At 71.5% G+C, this 15,707-nt stretch carries 13 protein-coding genes; 7 read left to right on the forward strand and 6 right to left on the reverse strand.

Translation table 11 applies throughout. The features are described 5' to 3' along the window. Nucleotides 1–24 precede the first annotated feature (24 nt). The 3 genes from E0500_RS09640 to E0500_RS09650 form a co-directional block, all read right to left on the reverse strand. Nucleotides 25–1,086 carry a tartrate dehydrogenase gene (locus tag E0500_RS09640; protein WP_131569132.1) on the reverse strand — a complete coding sequence of 354 codons (1,062 nt, stop codon included), beginning with the start codon at nucleotides 1,084–1,086 and terminating at the stop codon, nucleotides 25–27. Nucleotides 1,087–1,182: 96 nt separating this feature from the next. Beyond that, entirely contained in the window at nucleotides 1,183–2,061 is an 879-nt protein-coding gene (locus E0500_RS09645; RefSeq protein ID WP_131569130.1) for a LysR family transcriptional regulator, read from the reverse strand. A 78-nt stretch (nucleotides 2,062–2,139) separates the two neighbouring features. Beyond that, nucleotides 2,140–2,595, reverse strand: coding sequence for a VOC family protein (locus E0500_RS09650; RefSeq protein ID WP_131569129.1), 456 nt, complete (start codon nucleotides 2,593–2,595; stop codon nucleotides 2,140–2,142). A gap of 247 nt (nucleotides 2,596–2,842) precedes the next feature. On the opposite strand from E0500_RS09650, the gene E0500_RS09655 reads away from it, so the two are divergent. The 4 genes from E0500_RS09655 (at nucleotide 2,843) to E0500_RS09670 (ending at nucleotide 7,363) form a co-directional block, all read left to right on the forward strand. Further along, nucleotides 2,843–4,336, forward strand: coding sequence for an ATPase (locus tag E0500_RS09655; RefSeq protein ID WP_131569127.1), 1,494 nt, complete (start codon nucleotides 2,843–2,845; stop codon nucleotides 4,334–4,336). 78 nt (nucleotides 4,337–4,414) lie between these two features. Continuing rightward, nucleotides 4,415–5,314 carry an NAD(P)-dependent oxidoreductase gene (locus E0500_RS09660; RefSeq protein ID WP_131569125.1) on the forward strand — a complete coding sequence of 300 codons (900 nt, stop codon included), beginning with the start codon at nucleotides 4,415–4,417 and terminating at the stop codon, nucleotides 5,312–5,314. A 205-nt stretch (nucleotides 5,315–5,519) separates the two neighbouring features. Next, on the forward strand, nucleotides 5,520–6,845 hold the full coding sequence (locus E0500_RS09665) for a serine hydrolase (RefSeq protein ID WP_131569123.1): 1,326 nt from the start codon (nucleotides 5,520–5,522) through the stop codon (nucleotides 6,843–6,845). Between the two features lie 155 nt (nucleotides 6,846–7,000). Then, the gene (locus E0500_RS09670) at nucleotides 7,001–7,363 is read left to right on the forward strand and encodes a DUF952 domain-containing protein (protein WP_131569121.1); all 363 of its coding nucleotides are present in this window, start codon (nucleotides 7,001–7,003) and stop codon (nucleotides 7,361–7,363) included. 7 nt (nucleotides 7,364–7,370) lie between these two features. On the opposite strand, the gene E0500_RS09675 is transcribed toward E0500_RS09670, so the two are convergent. Beyond that, entirely contained in the window at nucleotides 7,371–7,964 is a 594-nt protein-coding gene (locus E0500_RS09675; protein ID WP_131569119.1) for a TetR family transcriptional regulator, read from the reverse strand. A gap of 173 nt (nucleotides 7,965–8,137) precedes the next feature. On the opposite strand from E0500_RS09675, the gene E0500_RS09680 reads away from it, so the two are divergent. Further along, the gene (locus E0500_RS09680) at nucleotides 8,138–8,890 is read left to right on the forward strand and encodes an NADPH-dependent F420 reductase (RefSeq protein WP_131569117.1); all 753 of its coding nucleotides are present in this window, start codon (nucleotides 8,138–8,140) and stop codon (nucleotides 8,888–8,890) included. Between the two features lie 83 nt (nucleotides 8,891–8,973). Further along, the gene (locus E0500_RS09685; protein WP_131569115.1) at nucleotides 8,974–9,732 is read left to right on the forward strand and encodes a dienelactone hydrolase family protein; all 759 of its coding nucleotides are present in this window, start codon (nucleotides 8,974–8,976) and stop codon (nucleotides 9,730–9,732) included. A gap of 163 nt (nucleotides 9,733–9,895) precedes the next feature. Here the strand turns inward: E0500_RS09685 and E0500_RS09690 are convergent, their stop codons facing one another. Beyond that, on the reverse strand, nucleotides 9,896–10,828 hold the full coding sequence (locus E0500_RS09690; RefSeq protein ID WP_181586929.1) for a hypothetical protein: 933 nt from the start codon (nucleotides 10,826–10,828) through the stop codon (nucleotides 9,896–9,898). A gap of 429 nt (nucleotides 10,829–11,257) precedes the next feature. Here E0500_RS09690 and E0500_RS09695 point away from each other — a divergent pair, with 429 nt between their 5' ends. Next, nucleotides 11,258–13,030, forward strand: coding sequence for a lysyl oxidase family protein (locus E0500_RS09695; RefSeq protein ID WP_131569109.1), 1,773 nt, complete (start codon nucleotides 11,258–11,260; stop codon nucleotides 13,028–13,030). Between the two features lie 88 nt (nucleotides 13,031–13,118). Here the strand turns inward: E0500_RS09695 and E0500_RS09700 are convergent, their stop codons facing one another. Beyond that, nucleotides 13,119–15,704 (reverse strand): FtsX-like permease family protein, encoded by a 2,586-nt coding sequence (locus E0500_RS09700; RefSeq protein ID WP_131569107.1) that lies wholly within the window; start codon nucleotides 15,702–15,704, stop codon nucleotides 13,119–13,121. Nucleotides 15,705–15,707: the final 3 nt, after the last annotated feature.

Consider the following 15,707-nt stretch of genomic DNA (forward strand, 5'->3'; position numbering starts at 1 on the left):
CCACTGAGGGGAGAGGGCTCAGGCTCAGAGGAGCTCGATCAGCTTGTCGGTGAACTCGGCGGTTGTGGCGGTGCCGCCCAGGTCGCGGGTGCGGATGTCGGTCTTGGCCAGAACGGAGGCGATGGCTTCGGTGATGTCCTTGGCGGCGGCGGGGTGGCCGAGGTGGTCGAGCATCATGGCCGCCGACCAGATCGCGCCCAGCGGGTTGGCGATGCCCTGCCCGGCGATGTCGGGGGCGGAGCCGTGGACCGGCTCGAACATGGAGGGGAACTCGCGCTCGGGGTTGAGGTTGGCGGCCGGGGCGATGCCGATGGACCCGGCGACCGCGGCCGCGAGGTCGCTGAGGATGTCGCCGAAGAGGTTGGAGGCGACGACCACGTCGAAGCGGGCCGGTTCGAGGACGAACTTGGCCGCGAGTGCGTCGATGTGCTCCTGGTCCCACTCGACCTGCGGGAACGAGGTGCCGCGCTCGGCGACGAGCTGGTCCCAGAAGGGCATGGTGTGCACGATGCCGTTCGACTTCGTCGCGGAAGTCAGCCGGCCGTCACGCTCCGAGGCGAGCTTGAAGGCGTAGTCCAGCACGCGCGTCACACCGGCCCTCGTGAACACGGCCTCCTGTACAGCGATCTCGTCCGGGAAGCCGCTGTTGAGCCGGCCGCCGACCTCGCTGTACTCGCCCTCCACGTTCTCCCGCACGACGACGAAGTCGACCTCGCCCGGCCGCGCGCCGTGCACGGGGCTGTCGATGCCTTCGAAGACGCGGATGGGCCGGAGGTTGACGTACTGGCGGAAGCTGCGCCGGATCGGGATGAGCAGGCCCCACAGCGAGACATGGTCGGGGACTCCCGGGTAGCCCACCGCGCCCAGCAGGATCGCGTCCTTGTCGCGGAGCTGGTCGATGCCGTCGGCGGGCATCATCGCTCCCTCGCGCAGATACCGCTCGCACGACCAGTCGTCGTAGGACGTGTAGGACAGGGTGAAGCCGTGGCGGCGGCCCAGGACATCGAGGACCTGCTGTGCGGGGGGCAGCACCTCGGCGCCGATGCCGTCACCGGGGATGAGAGCGATGCGGTGGTTCGTCGTCATGCCGTCGATTGCAGCAAGGCGCCTGGTAAGGCGTCCAAGACGCAATCCGGATCTGCCTTATAACCGCTGCCTATCTGTATAACCGCTGCCTGTCTGTCAGCGGCCGGCGCCCACGGCCGTTGCCCAGAACGCCGCGGCGGCCGGGGACAGGACGCCACGGCGGCTGACGAGCGAGATCTGCAGCGCGGTCGTGGGTTCGATGTCCAGGACGCCGGCCCCCGTCTGCCGGGCGATCTCCCGCCAGGACTCCGTCACCACCGCAAGCCCGACCCCGGCCAGCACCAGAGGCAGCAGAGCAACGCGGTGCTCGGTCTCGGCTGCCACGGTGAAGTCGATGCCCTGTTCGCGCAGGGAGTCGACGTATGCCCGCATCCCGGTCCCGGGCTGCCCCACGATCAGCCGCTGACCCGCCAGCTCCTCGCACCGCACGGCCTGCCGACCGGTGAAGGATCCGGGCGGAACCACCAGCACGAATCGTTGCTCGCCCAGCACATGCGAGCGGACCTCCTTGTCCGGCACGGCGCCGGTGGAAGCCAGCAGGCCCAGCTCCACGGCTCCGGTCCGCACCGCGTCGATGACGTCGCGTGCGGTGAAGGCCGCCTTGACCGACACCGCCACGCCGGGATACCGCTCGGCGAAGGACCGGATCAGCGTCGTCAGGGGCTCAACCGCCTGGGACGGCATCGCCGCAACATCCAGCCGTCCCTCGCGCAGTTCGTGCACCGCCGCCACGCTCGCCCGGGCGGTCTCCAGACTTCGCACGGCCTCACGGGCCGGGTCGATCAACGCCCGGCCCGCCTCCGTCAGCACCGCCCGACGCCCGATCCGGTGGAACAGCTCCGTGCCCAGATCACGCTCCAGCGCCCGCACGGCCTGCGACAGCGACGGCTGCGACACGTACAGCGCCGAGGCGGCCCGGGTGAACCCGCCCTTGTCGACGACCGCCAGAAAGTATTCCAACTGCCGGATGTCCACGCTCCTCCTCACCCTCCACAGCAGGCGACTATCCGGGCCGCCACCACGCGTGCGCAGCCTCGGGGTTCTATCGGGGTTCTAAACGACGCAGAATTCGTTGCCCTCGGGGTCCTGCAGAACGACGGCGTAGTGCTCCATGTCCGGCTCATCCATGATCCGCAGCACGGTGGCACCGGCCGTGGTGAGCCGTTCCACCTTGGCGGTGACCCGCTGAGCGCGGACCGCCAACGGGACCTCACGCCCTCCGCCCACCTTCAAGTCGAGGTGCACCCGGTTCTTGGTGACCTTCGGCTCGGGGACCTGCTGGAACCACACCCGCGGCCCCTGTCCCGCAGGATCGATGACCGACTCCGGCGCCTCCCCGGCACCGGCGGGCAACTCCTCCTCGGGCACCCCCATGGCCGCCCAATACTCCCGCCACGTGGAGTGCCCGCCCGGCGGAGGCTCTGGAACGTACCCCAGAGCCTCGGCCCAGAAGCTCGCCAGCCTCTGCGGGTCAGCACAGTCGATCACCAGCTGCAGCGTCATCTCCATACCCGGAGGATGCCAGGCAGGTCTGACAACAGCGGCCACGGCTCTTGCCCGGACCACCCCGCACGACGACCCCCCGGCCGTGGGCACACCGCCACCCGCGCCGTCCCCGGCCGACGCCCACTCGCGGGAGGCGCATCCGAGTGGCATAGGGTAGCGGCGTGATTACGCTCGCGCGGTTAGACGTGTCAGGTTTAGGCTAAGTGGAATCCGGCTAGGCGTGGCGTCGGTCGGTCAGGAGGCCCAGTCCATGTCCATCCCTAAACCCGCCGCTGTCTTCGGCCGTACCCATGAGTGGGACGAACTGACCCGTTTCTGTACGGACCGGGCGCCGGGCCTGCGCATCGGCGTCGTTCGGGGGCGGAGGCGGCACGGCAAGTCCTTTCTGCTGGAGCACCTGTGCCGGGCTGTCGACGGCGTCTACACCCTCGCCCTCCAGCAGAGCCGGGCCATGGCCCTCGACCGGTTCTCCGACAGTCTGGCCCAAGCGATCGGCTTCCGAATCGGGCGGTTCACCTCATGGGTCGAGGCCCTTGACACAGCCGCCGACGTGCTCACCAGCCGCAGCGACCGCACCGCACCCCCACTCCTCGTCCTCGACGAGTTCCCGTACCTGGTCACGCACTCCCCGGAACTGCCCTCCGTCCTGCAGGCGCTCTACGACCAACGTGGCCCGTCCTCAGGGAAGCCGGCCCTGCGGATCATCCTCTGCGGTTCCGCGATCTCGACCATGTCGACCCTGCTCGCCGGTGACCAGGCGCTGCGCGGGAGGGCCGTGATCGACATGCGGATCGGGCCCTTCGGGTTCCGGGACGCGGCGGAGTACTGGAGGGTCAGCGACCCGGAGACGGCCTTCCTCGTGGACGCCGTGCTCGGGGGAGCGGCGGGGTACCGGGATGTGGTGGGGGATCCGCCGGAGCCTGGAGCCGAGGGGTTCTATGCGTGGCTCGCGCGCAGCGTGTTCAACCCGTCCCACATCCTGTTCACCGAACCCGAGTACCTGCTGGCCGAGGACCCGCGCATCAGTGATCGCGCCACGTACCACGCCATCTGGGAGGCGGTGTCGTCCGGCGCCGCGACGCCCACGCAGATCGGTGGGCTTGTCGGCATGGACGCGAAGTCGCTGACGTACCACCTCAACATCATGAAGGCGGCGGCCTTCATCCGGTACGAACAGGATCTGCTGCTCCAGCGCAAGCCCCTGATCACCGTGGCCGACCCCATCGTCCGCTTCCATGACCTGATCGTGCGTCCGAACCTCGTCGACTTCGAGATGAGGGAGGGGCGGGCCGCATGGGAGCGGTCGAGGGAGACCTTCTCCTCCAAGGTCCTAGGCCCGCATTTCGAGGATCTCGCCCGCCAGTGGACCCTTCGGTACGGGCGTGAGCAGGGCCTGGACGACATCGGACAGGTGGGCACGACGACCGTGGCCTGCCGCGAACACAGGGGGCACGAGGTCGATGTCGTCGCCCTTGGCCGCACGTCCCGTGCGCGGGACAAGAGCGCCCGTATCACCCTCCTCGGCGAGGCCAAGGCGACCAACAAGCCGCGAACAGCAGCCGACCTGAGGTGCCTTGAGCACATCAGGGATCTGCTGTGTGCGCAGGGGTGGGACGCGGACGAGGCTGTTCTCACGCTCTACGTGCGAAACGAGCCCGCGCCCGAGTTGAGGGAGGCGGCGCAGGGCGGGCGTGGGCTCGTGGTGGGGATGCGGGAGTTGTACGGGACCGGGCGTATGCCCTGAGCGGCAGGACCCATCTCACTTCACGGATCAGGAAGCTCAGGAAGCACAGATCAGGAAGCAAGGAGCAGGAAGTACGTCATGAGCGACAAACTCACCGTGACAGTCCTGGGCACCGGCATCATGGGTGCCCCGATGGCCCGCAACCTCGCCCGCGCCGGACTGGGTGTGCGTGCGTGGAACCGTAGTCGCGACAAGGCCGAGCCGCTGGCCGCCGAGGGCGTGTACGTCGCGGACACGCCGGCCGAGGCGGTGCAGGGCGCCGATGTCGTCCTGACCATGCTGTACGACGGTCCGGCCGCTCTGGATGTGATGGAGCAGGCGGGCGGGGCCCTGCGGCCGGGTGCCGTCTGGGTGCAGTCCACGACTGCGGGCATCGAGGCGATCGGCGAGCTGGCCGGGTTCGCCCGCGAGCACCGGCTGGTCTTCTACGACGCGCCGGTCCTCGGGACCAAGCAGCCCGCGGAGGCCGGACGGCTGACCGTGCTCGCGGCCGGGCCCGTGGAGGGCCGGGACGTGGTGACGCCGGTCTTCGACGCGGTCGGCGCCCGTACGGTGTGGACCGGCGAGGACGGCGCGGCGGGCAGCGCCACCCGGCTGAAACTGGTGGCCAACAGCTGGGTGCTCGCGGCCACCAGCGCGACCGGCGAGGTCCTGGCCCTGGCCCAGGCCCTCGGCGTGGACCCGCAGGGCTTCTTCGACGCCATCGCCGGTGGCCCGCTGGACATGGGGTATCTGCGGGCCAAGGCCGCGCTGATCCTGGGAGGTCAGCTTTCACCCGCATCCTTCGCCGTGACCACCGCCGCCAAGGACGCCCGGCTGATCGTCGCCGCGGGGGAGCAGAGCGGCGTACGCCTCGACGTGGCCGCCGCGAGCGCCGAGCGCCTGGCCCGTGCCGCCGAGCAGGGGCACGGGGAGGAGGACATGGCCGCCGCGTATTTCGCCAGCTTCGACGAGGGGGCGTCTCAGAAGCCTGCCTGAGTAGCCGTCACATGCGTGCCGCCGGGGAAGAGAGGCCGACGAACGTGTCAACCGCGCGGCGGGTGAGGGGAGTTGACGAGATGTCGGTACGCCGAACGAAGCCCTGATCATCCGTGGGAAGGATGTAAGGCGTATGGGTCGCCCATGACAATTACCCCTGGTATGTCCGCAACCAGGGAAGGGATCGGCTTTGCGCATCACTCGCATGACCCGGCTCATCGGAACCGTCTTGGGGACCACGCTCCTGCTGACCAGCGCGTTACCGGCGGCCGCTGCTTCCGCTTCCGCTTCCGCCTCCGCCGAAACCAGAACCGCCCCGTCCACGGACGAGTCGCTGGACCGCGCCGCCCTGCGCAGTACGCTGCGCGCCGTACACGAGGCGGGCATGTACGGCGTCTACTCGTCCGTCCGCGAGGACCGTGACCGGTGGACCGGCGCGGCCGGACTCGCCGACGTGGACACAGGGCGTCCGGTCACCCCCGACATGCGGCACCGTGTGGGCAGCATCAGCAAGACGTTCACCGCCGTGGCCCTGCTCCAGCAGGTGGAGCGCGGCAAGGTCCGGCTCGACGCGCCGATCGGCGAGTACGTCCCGGACCTGGTCCCGGGGCAGTTGGGCCAGGACGTCACCGTACGGATGCTCCTCAACCACACCAGCGGGATCGGCGACTACATTCTCGGCGCCTTCCCCTCCCTCGCCCAGAACTCCACGGCGAGCCTCGACGAGAATCGCTTCCGCTCCATCGCGCCGGGCGAACTCGTGCGCCTCGGCCTGGAGGCGCCCTCCACGGGACGGCCCGGCGAGCGGTGGTCGTACTCCAACACCAACTACGTGATCGCCGGGCTGATCCTGGAGAAGGTCACAGGCCAGGACGCCGGGACGTACATCACCCGCAACGTCATCGACCGCGCCGGGCTGCGCGACACCACGTACCCGCGCACCCCGTACATCAAGGGCCCGCACGCCAGGATGTACGAGTCGTTCTACGGCCTGATCGACCCGCCCCGCGACTACAGCGTCTACGACCAGTCCTGGGCGAGCACGGCTGGCGCGATCGTGTCGACCACCGACGACCTGAACCGTTTCTACCGCACCCTGCTGGGCGGCGGGCTGATCGGCCGGGCGGCCCTCGGCGAGATGCTGACCACGGTCCCCGCGGGCGGTATCGACTACGGCCTGGGGATCTATGCCCTCGACCTGCCCGGTTGCGGCCGCTTCTGGGGACATGACGGAGCGGTCTTCGGCGCCGGCACGATCGCGCTGTCCAGCCCCGATGGCGAGCGCCAACTCGCCCTGGGCTGGAACCTCATGAAGTACCAGCGCTTCAACGAGGACGGCACCGGGCTGGAGCCGAGTCCGATCGACGACGCCCTCAACGAGCACATCGGCCGTGCGCTCTGCCCGGCCACCGAGCCCGCGTCGGAGTCCGGGCCGGAGTCCCGGACGGCGGACGGCGAAGCCCGTCGGCTGCTTCCTGAGGGGCTGCCCGGCGTGGACCTCTCTCCCGGGAACTGGGTCGCCCGACGCTGAGCGGTAGCCGCAGCCGCAGCCGCAGCCGCAGCCGCGGGCGCGGAAGGGAAGGGGCGCGGCGGGGCGGTCGGTGCGCGGTCCGGCGCCTGGCCGCCCCCTTCGCGGACGTCCACGCCCGAGTGGAACAGCTCGCCGGGGCGACGTATAACCGCGTCATGATCTATCACGTCATACCGCTCGGAGACTGGAACGCCGACCCCGGCCGTCCGTACGCGCCCGCTTCCCTCGTGGAGGACGGGTTCGTCCACTGCTCGCCCGACGAGGCGACCACGCTGGCCGTCGTCAACGCCTTCTACCGGACAGCGCCGAGGCCGCTGCTGGCGCTGCTCCTCGACGAGGACCGGCTGGCCGCCACGGTGGAGTGGGAGGAGCCGGTGCCCGTCCCGCCGCCCGGGGTCTCCGAGGGCGTCCGGTTCCCCCATGTGTTCGGTCCCGTCAACCGCGACGCCGTTGAGCGGATCCTGGAGGTCCGGTGGGACGAGGAGGGGCGGGCGACGGGGCTGAAGCAGCTGGGCTGAGCAGCGTTCACCGGGGGGCGAGTGCGGCGAACGCATCGTCGAGGAGGCCGACCAGGTTCAGGCGGCCCTCGGAGGCCAGCCAGTGGTCGAGGGCGACGTACAGGCAGTCCAGGGCCGCGGCGGCCCGGACCGACTGGCCGAGTGTCGGGGCCTCGGTGGAGCCGGCGCGTTCCGCGAGGGCCTCGGCCAGGGCGGGACGCCAGCGGTGCTGTTTCTCCAGGTGCCGGGCGCACAGGGCGGGTGTCTCCCGGACGAGCCGGGTCGTCGCGAGGGCGGCGGCCGGGTCCTGGTGGTAGCGCTCGATGACGGTGTCCAGGGCGTGCCGCAGGGCCGTCCACTCGTCCTCGGCGGCGGGACGTGCGCGCAGGGCGTCGGCGACCCGCCGGTCGTGACCGTCGAAGGCGCCCAGGACGGCTTCCTCCTTGGTGCCGAAGTAGCGCAGGAAGGTGCTGCGCGAGACCCCGGCGGCCGCGGCCAGGTCGTCGAGCGTGACCTTGTCGAAGCCCTCGCGACAGAACAACTCGAAGGCCACCTGCGCCAGTTGGGCCCGCACGGCGGCCCGGGCGATGTCTCTCGTGTTCGTGCGTTCTCTTCCGGTCACTCTGCGATCGTAGCCTTCTCGCCGATCCCGGATTGCACAGTTGATACTCGGTTACTAGTGTGACACTCAGTTTCACTTCTGGATCTGGATCTGGTCTGGACCTGGATCTGGACCTGGATCGCACCTTCGTCGGGTGCTGGTCCGGAACGTCGGCCGAACGGAGATGCGCCCCAGTGATCAGGACCCTCGGACTCATCGGCAGCGGCATGATCGGTGGCGCGCTGGCCCGGCTCGCCGTCGGCGCGGGCCTGGACGTCGTACTGAGCAACTCCCGCGGCCCGGAGACCCTCGCCGACCTCGTCGCCGAACTCGGCGCGCACGCCCGCGCGGCCACGCCCGCCGAGGCCGCACGGGACGGTGACCTGGTCGTGGCCACCGTTCCCCTGCACGCCTACGACCAGTTGCCCGCCGCCGCACTGGCGGGCCGGACCGTGATCGACACGATGAACTACTACCCGGAGCGCGACGGCCGCGTCGCTGAACTGGACGCGGGCGAGCTGACCTCCAGCGCCCTGGTCCAGCGGCACCTGGCCGGGGCCCGCGTGGTGAAGGCGTTCAACAACATCGACTTCCGCCGCCTGTCCACCTCCGCCCGGCCCGCCGGCGCCCCCGACCGCAGCGCCCTGCCCGTCGCGGGCGACGACCCGGCCGCCAAGGTGGACGCGGCCCGGCTCCTCGACCTCCTCGGCTACGACGCGGTGGACATCGGCACCCTCGCCGACAGCTGGCGCAGCGAACCCGGCACACCCGTGTACGTCACGCCGTACATGGCGCGGCGGCCCGAGGGGATGAGCGAGGAGGAGGGGCGGCGCTGGTTCTTCGAGACCCCGGGCGTCCCCGTCCCCGCCGCGCGGGTCGAGGAACTGGCCGCGACGGCCGTCCGAGGCCCGGCGGGCGGCTCCCGCGCGGCCCTCTCCGGCGACTGAGCGCCCCGCTGACCACCGACCCCCGACCCCCGACCGCCCACCCTTGCCACCCCGGTGTTACGAGAAAGAGGGACCCCACCCCCATGAGCGCAGCCGTGCACGGATCGACCGTCGACGTTCCGACCCCGGACGGAACCGCCGACGCCTACCTGGCCGTTCCCGACGGCCACGCCCAGCACCCCGCCGTCCTGATGTACATGGACGCCTTCGGTCTGCGCCCGCACCTGAAGAAGATGGCGGACCGTCTCGCCGCCGCCGGTTACACCGTCCTGGTGCCCAACGTCATGTACCGCCACGGCCGGGCGCCCCTGGTGGAGTTGCCCGAGTTCATCAACCCGGCCGAGCGCCCGGAGATCATCCAGAACATCCGCCCGTTCATGGTGACGCTCACCCCCGAGGCGGCCATGCGGGACGCCGCCGCCTACCTCGACTGGCTGGCTGCCTCACCGCTGACGACCGACGGCCCGGCGGGCGTCACGGGTTACTGCATGGGCGCCGGACTGGCCCTGCGAACCGCCGGTACCCACCCGGACCGGGTCGCCGCGGCGGCAGGCTTCCACGGGGCGTACCTCGCGACCGACGCACCGGACAGCCCCCACCTGCTCGCCGACCGCGTCACTGCCGAGCTCTACTTCGGCCACGCCGACCAGGACGCGACCAACCCCGCCGAGCAGATCGACCGGCTCGACAAGGCCCTCACCGCTGCGGGTGTCCGCCATCGCACCGAGGTCTACGCCGGCGCCCACCACGGCTTCACCCAGGCCGACACCGCCATGCATGACGCCGAGGCCACCGAACGCCACTGGACGGCCCTGCTGGACCTCCTGAACCGCGCTCTTTGACAAGGGACATCTGACAGGACATGTGACAAGGGGCAAAGGACGAGGGCCAAAGGACGAGGGACAAAGGACGAGGGACAAAGGACAAGGGACAAGGGCCTGGTCAGTCGGCAGGCCCTTGTCCCTCGTCAGTGTCTTGTCAGTCAGTAGCCCGGTCAGCAGCCCGTCAGCCGCCCAGGCAGATCACGAGCAGGCAGAGCTTCGGCGGTGACGTCGCCTCCGGCGCGGGGCTCGCCGGTGTGGTGCCCGAGTTCGCGCCAGAGCCGGAGTTCGACCCCGAGCCCGAGTTCGAGCCGGAGTCCGCGTTGTCGGAGGGAGTGGGCGTGGGCGTCTGCGCCTCCGTACCCGTACCGCTCTGGCTCTGGCTGCTCTGGCCGGAGCCGGATCCGCCGGAGGACGGAGAGCTGGGCTTCGGCTTCGGGACCAGCGGGAGCGTCGTGCGAGGCGCGGTGACGGTGTTCGACTGGACCTTCTGCGGGGCGACGTAGGGCGGGGCGGCGGCGGACTGCTCGTGCGGGGCGTTGGTCGCCGGCGTCTGCGAGGGGGTGGGCGAGGAACGGCGCTTTTCGCTGCCCTGCGACTTCGGGTCGGTGCGCTCCGCCGTCGGCTCCTCCGAGCCGAAGTCCGTGCGCGGGAGTTCCGGCGCGGTGGCCGCCTGCGCCCGGTCGCCCGAGTTCCGCTCCATCGTCGAGAGGGTCAGGCCGCCTCCGATGAGGGCGACGGTGGTCGCGACCACGGCGCGGCGCTTGTTCTTCTTCCAGGCGGCCCGCTCGCGCCGCCGCGCCGCCCGCCCCTGCGGTGCGAGAGGCGCGCCTTCGCCGACGCTTTCGAAGTCGCCCTCAAAGCCGCCGGACGGGTCGGTCGCCGGGGCCCCGTCCAGGCCCGCCCCGAGCGCTGCTCCGCCGTGCAGACGGCTGTCGTGCGGACGGCCATCGTGCGGACGGCTGTCGTGCCACGTGTCCGATTCCGCGCGCTCCCACGACGGCACCGTGGTCGCCGCGTCGTCCGCCGACGCCGCGGCGGGCAGGGCGGACACGGTACGACCGCCGCCGGTGACCGGAGCGATGTCCGGGGCGTAGGCACCGCACCCGGGGCACACCAGGGCGCTATTGAGGTGTCGACGACACGAGGAGCAGTAGTCCATCAGTGGTCTTCCCGGGTTGACAGGCCGACGACCCAGCCGGGTTGTGGCCTGGTCACGGTCGCACGTGGTATCGAGCGGCAAACCACACTAACGAGGCATTCGAAAGTGTGTGTGCAGGCTGTGTGACACTCCTGCACGGATTCTCCGGCCCGACGCGTGGCTTTCGGCCATGTGCCGCTCGTCGAATGACGGATGAAGGGGATTTTCGGGGCGTTCCGCCGGTGTGTGCGGTCCCGCGTACCCCCGCTTTTTCGCCCCACCAGGCAACCTCGTCCCTCTTTTCACCCCTCTCACAGATCGCTCACAGGTTCGGCGCGGGGCGTGCGAGGTGCGTGTGTCCTGTCTGAGGCCGGCCGTGGGCTGTTCAGTCCGATGCCACTGACCATGGCACTCGCAGACGAGGAACCGATGACCAGTCAGGAACCACGCAGTCGGGAACACCGCAGTCGCGTACGGCGTACGGCGTTCGCCACCGGAGCCGCGCTCACCGTCGTCGTCGCCGGCGCAGGGGCCGCTCCCGGAGCCGGGGCGGACCCGGCGGGCGCGCCCGGGACACCGAAGCTCAAGCTGATAGCCGCGTCGAACTCCGTGACTCTCGACCGCTACGAGTGGAACGACGGGGTCTACCTCGACCTCGGCACGTATCTCTCGGTCGACGACGCTCCGTTCGAGTTCAAGGTGACCCGGGAGTCGTACAAGGACCCCGTCGTCGCTCGGCAGATCCTCCGCGACGGCACGAACACGAAGACGCGAGAGCTGCCCGCGGGGATGGTGACGGACTTCTCCGGTCTGTCCGGCTTCCTCGACGTGTCGATCGAGAACGCGGCCGGTGAGGTGGTGGCGAAGACCGACGGCACCTACTGCCCGAACAACGCCGCCGGCCGGATCCGTCCCGACGCCCCGGCGACCGCGCACTACCCGGAGAGCTGCTCCACCAACCCGTGGACGCTGGGCTCGGTGTGGGGCGTCGAGCAGGGCTGGGCGTCGAACACCAGCACGGTCGACTACGACAAGCCGGTGGACCTGCCGGCGGGCGAGTACACGGCCAAGGTGTCCGTGGCCGAGAAGTACCGCGAGCTGTTCGGCATCCCCGACGACCGGCCGACCATCAAGGTGACGGTGCGGGAGTACGACGAGGAGGGCGGCGGCGCGGGCCTGGCCTCCGCCTCGCGGTCCTCCGCCCGACACGGAGCCGGCCACGGCGGCGGAGCCGGCCAGGCGGGCGGCCATGGAGCCGGCCAGGGCGCGCCCTCCGCCAAGTCCGCCGGCAGCGCCGCCCACCACTACGGTCCCCGCGGCGCCGACGCCCCCACCCCGGGTGCCCTGTCGCACGCGTTGGAGGACCGCGGTACGGCGACCCACCTGGGCGACGGGCGCGGCCACACCGACGGCTCGCGCATCGCGCCCGCGCTCCAGCCCAACGCCAAGCGGCCCACCGGCCGGGCCGGCGTCCCGGCGGACGTGCCCAAGCCGGACCTGCGTTCCCTGCCGGCCTGGGACATCGCCATCACCGACGGCGAGGACGGCGACGTACCGGGCAAGGACTACCTCGCCTTCAGCGCCAACGTCTGGAACGCGGGCCCCGCGCCCCTCGTCGTGGACGGCTTCCGCAGCCCCGGCAAGGACCTGATGGACTCGTACCAGTACTTCTACGACGCCGACGGCAAGCAGGTCGGGTACACGCCCAGCGGCACCATGGAGTGGGACGCGCGCAAGGGCCACGAGCACTGGCACTTCACGGACTTCGCCAGCTACCGGCTGCTGAGCGAGGACCAGACGAAGGAGGTGCGCAGCGGCAAGGAGGCGTTCTGCCTGGCCAACACCGACGCCATCGACTACACGGTGGAGAACGCCAACTGGCACCCGTTCAACACCGATCTGTCGACCGCCTGCGGTCAGCAGAACTCGATCTCCGTGCGCGAGGTCCTCGACGTCGGCTCCGGCGACACGTACACCCAGTACCGTCCCGGCCAGTCCTTCGACATCACCGACCTGCCGAACGGCACCTACTACATCCAGGTGATCGCTAACCCGGAGAAGCGGCTCCAGGAGACCAACCTGGACAACAACGTCGCGCTCCGCAAGGTCGTCCTGGGCGGTGAGCCGGGCGCCCGCACCGTGCAGGTCCCGCCGCACGGCCTGATCGACGCCCCGTAGTCCACCTTCGTACAGTAGGAACGCAGCAGGAACCCCCAGGTCGGCGACCTGGGGGTTTCGCCTTGAACGGGCGCGGGAGCGGGCGCGGTCACGGCGCGCGGAGGGCGTCCGCCGGTGGTGTGCGCAGTGCCTGCCGGGTGGGGAGGTCCATGGTGAGGAAGGCCGTGACGACGACCGTGACCGCGATGGCCGGCAGGAGCCAGGCGGGGCCCTCGGGCCAGGGGCGGCCGAGGAAGCCCTGGCCGAGCAGCGCGAGCGGGACGGCGGAGAGCAGCAGGCCCGTGGTGAGCGCGGCGGCGGCGATCACCGCGGCCTCCCGCCGCATCATGACCCGGATCTGACGCGGTGTCGTGCCGACCAGACGGAGGGCGGCGATCTCGGCCCGGCGCTGGGCGGTGGCGGCGACGAGCTTGTTGGCGATGCTGAGCAGCAGGTAGCCGAGCAGGACGACGATGACGGCCAGGTTGATCCACACCTCGGGCGGGGTTTCGGCACCGCCCGTACCCGTACCCGAGTCGGAGTCGGTGTCGGTGTCCTCCAGGAACAGGCCGGGCCCGGCGGCGGCCAGCTCGGTGAGGGCGCGCCCGGCGGCGGCCGTGCCGTCGGTGCGGACGAGGACGCTCTGGTCGAGGTCCGTCGTGGTGTGCCCCTTGGCCAGGTCGTGGGAGAGGACCACGGGGCCGAAGCCGAGGCCGCGGTCGTACACGGCGACGACCCGGGCGTCGACCCGCGCGCCGTCACCGAGGACCAGCCGCACCCGCTGTCCCGTCTCCGCCCCGCGGGAGCGGGCGACCTCGCTGCTCACGGCGACCGTGGCGCCGCTGAGCGCCGACAGGTCGCCGTCCCGCACGCCGAGGTCGAGGACGTCCGCCGCGGTCGGGGTCAGGATCAGCGCGGAGCTCTCCTCGGTCTCCGGCTCGCCGAGCAGCTCGTACGGCCACACCACGGTGGTCGTGCCGACGGGCGCCGCGGCCCGCACGCCCGGCACGTCCCGTACGGCGGACAGCGTGCCCGGCGGCAGCCCGCCCAGGCCCGGGGCGCTCACCCGGTGCTGGGCGAGGGTGCCGGTGCGGGTGTCGTCCGCGGTGGCGGCCATCACGGTGGTCTGCGCGAACGTGTACGTCTGCACGAACACGACCGCCATGGCCAGCGGGCTGACGACGCCGGCGATCCGCAGGGCGTAGGCGCGGACGTTGGCCAGCGCCAGCCAGGTGGGGGCCGGGGTGCCGGGCCGCAGGCGTCGTACGGCTGCTTCGCCCGCGCCCTTGACCAGGGCCGGGCCGGCCAGGGCGAGGCCGATCGCGGCGACGATGCCCGCGATGGAGGTGGTGGAGGCGCCGAGGAGGGTGCGGCTCAGCAGAGGTGCGGCCGACAGGGCGGTCGCGGCGACGATCAGCAGCAGACCGGTGCGCGTCCGGACCCTCGACGGCTTGCGGGGCTCGCTGCGTGACTCGGCGACCGCCTCGGTGGCCGGCATACGGGAGGTGCGCCAGGCCGCGGACCGGGCCGAGACCTGTACGGCCGCCGCCATGAGGAGGAGCGTGGCGAGCGCGGGCAACGGGCTGAGGGTCAGGGGAAGTTCGGCGGGGAGGATGCCGCGGTCCGCGAGCCGGCTCCGGAACTGCCCGGCCAGTAGATAGCCCAGAGCCACACCCGGCACCACGGCCACGGCCGAGACGACCGTCGACTGGGCGGCGGCGAGCCGGCGGATCTGCTTCGGGGTCGCCCCGACGGCACGCATCAGCGCCAGGTCCCGGCGCTGCCCGGCGACCGCCACGCCCAGCGCGCCCGCCGTGACGAACCCGGTGATCAGCAGGACGATCCCGCCGAGTGAACCGGCGAGGAGGACGAGCAGCGAGCGGGACGAGCCGACGCCGGGTGCCACGGCCTCGCCGCGCTCCGCACCCGTGAGGACCTTCAGGCCGGTGCCCGCGACCTGCTCACGGACCGCCGAGGCGACCCGGTCCTCGGTGCCGGGCTCGGTGCGCAGGCCGATCAGGTCGACGGTTCCGGCGCGCGATGCCCCACCGTCGGCGCGGTCACGGCCTTCGGGGGCTTCGGGGCCCGAGAGCCGTACGGCGGTAGCGTCCGCGAAGTACACGCCCGCGTCCGGTGCGTCGACCACCGCGGAGACGCGGTAGGCGGCGGGACGGCCCTTCGCGACGACCTCGACGCGGTCGCCCGTGCCGATCCCGGCCGCGGCGGCCGTCGCGGCGTCCACGGCGACCTCTCGGGAACCGGACGGCTCGCGGCCGTCGACCCGGGGGCCGTCCAGCAGCTTCGTCGAGGACCAGCCGTGCCCGGCCGTCCGCGGATCATCGTTCGCCACCGGGACGACCCGGCCCCGCGCGTCGACGAGTGCGACGGGGAAGCCGACGTCGCCGACCGCGTCGGTGACGCCCGGCAGCCCGGCCAGCCGGTCCACGAGCCCGGCGGGGACCGGGGCGCGCTCGGGGAGCGCGATCGGCAGGTCCGCGTCCGGGTGGTACTCCTGGTCGGCCGCGACGACGACGTCCGCGCCGGCGAGCCGGCCGGGCGGCAGCTGGGAGCGCAGCCCGGACTCGGCGAGCACCCCGGTGGCGGTGATCATCAGTGCGCCGCCGAGGACCGCGCAGGCCACGGCGAGCAGTGCCGTGATCCGGTGCGCGGCCATGCGCAGGGCGAGATGCAGCATGGT

Source organism: Streptomyces sp. KM273126, assembly GCF_004337435.2.
Classification (GTDB): Bacteria; Actinomycetota; Actinomycetes; order Streptomycetales; family Streptomycetaceae; genus Streptomyces; species Streptomyces acidicola.

Excerpts from the sequence above, each read along its gene's own strand:
- E0500_RS09640 (WP_131569132.1), bottom strand. The coding sequence starts at position 1,086 with ATGACGACGAACCACCGCATCGCTCTCATCCCCGGTGACGGCATCGGC.
- E0500_RS09650 (WP_131569129.1), bottom strand. The coding sequence starts at position 2,595 with ATGGAGATGACGCTGCAGCTGGTGATCGACTGTGCTGACCCGCAGAGG.
- E0500_RS09655 (WP_131569127.1), top strand. The coding sequence starts at position 2,843 with ATGTCCATCCCTAAACCCGCCGCTGTCTTCGGCCGTACCCATGAGTGG.
- E0500_RS09660 (WP_131569125.1), top strand. The coding sequence starts at position 4,415 with ATGAGCGACAAACTCACCGTGACAGTCCTGGGCACCGGCATCATGGGT.
- E0500_RS09665 (WP_131569123.1), top strand. The coding sequence starts at position 5,520 with ATGACCCGGCTCATCGGAACCGTCTTGGGGACCACGCTCCTGCTGACC.
- E0500_RS09670 (WP_131569121.1), top strand. The coding sequence starts at position 7,001 with ATGATCTATCACGTCATACCGCTCGGAGACTGGAACGCCGACCCCGGC.
- E0500_RS09685 (WP_131569115.1), top strand. The coding sequence starts at position 8,974 with ATGAGCGCAGCCGTGCACGGATCGACCGTCGACGTTCCGACCCCGGAC.
- E0500_RS09695 (WP_131569109.1), top strand. The coding sequence starts at position 11,258 with ATGGCACTCGCAGACGAGGAACCGATGACCAGTCAGGAACCACGCAGT.
- E0500_RS09700 (WP_131569107.1), bottom strand. The coding sequence starts at position 15,704 with ATGCTGCATCTCGCCCTGCGCATGGCCGCGCACCGGATCACGGCACTG.